We start from the raw sequence: 647 nt of genomic DNA, 5'->3' as shown, positions 1-647 counted from the left end.
TTGTCATTCTGTATCTAACTAAAGAATTTCTTGGTGTGTAATTATGTCAACTTCACAAGAACAATACATCAGCTCCCTGAACAAGATAAAGGAAGTTGAGGAAGGAGTTGAAAAAGAAATTGAAAACCATAGAAAAGAGACCGATAACAAAATTAGTCAGTTAGATGCTAACCTAAAAAAAGCAATAACTGATGCTAAAGCAGAAGGCGAAAAACTTGTTGACTCTAGTATAGAAGAAGCAAGAAAAAAGGCCAAGGCAGAAACAGAGAAAGTAATTCAAGATGCCAAGTCTAAAGCTGAAAATGTTTCTTCACACGTAACTACACAAAAAACTCAAGAAATCATCGACATTTTGCTGAAAGGGATGGAATAATGGGTTTTAAACCTGTACCGATGGCTCGTGTAGCTATTCTAGGTTTAAGAAAATTTAGACAACCAGTAGTATCCATACTACACGATCTTCAAGTTTTACAACTAGAACCGTTATCAAAAGATGTTTCCTCGCTTCTTAGAAATGAACGTGATGGTAAATTAACAAGCCAAATTTCAGATCAACTTCTACGAGTCAAGGCATTATTGACAACTCTTCCTGCAATTCCAGTAACAGAACGTAAACATTTTACTTCAACTGAAGAACTGTTACAAAC

Annotated in this window: 2 protein-coding genes; both read left to right on the top strand. The window is 35.1% G+C overall.

All coding sequences use genetic code 11. The annotated features are described in order from the left end of the window. The first annotated feature begins 43 nt into the window (after positions 1-43). The gene (locus V3W49_RS22765) at positions 44-373 is read left to right on the top strand and encodes a hypothetical protein (RefSeq protein WP_500148225.1); all 330 of its coding nucleotides are present in this window, start codon (positions 44-46) and stop codon (positions 371-373) included. Further along, on the top strand, positions 373-647 hold a 275-nt coding region (locus tag V3W49_RS22760; RefSeq protein ID WP_500148223.1), incomplete at its 3' end, for a hypothetical protein. The genes V3W49_RS22765 and V3W49_RS22760, both read left to right, overlap by 1 nt.

The organism is Rosenbergiella sp. YN46 (assembly GCF_036620675.1).
Lineage (GTDB): Bacteria > Pseudomonadota > Gammaproteobacteria > Enterobacterales > Enterobacteriaceae > Jejubacter.
This window is presented reverse-complemented; position numbering and strand designations above follow the sequence as displayed.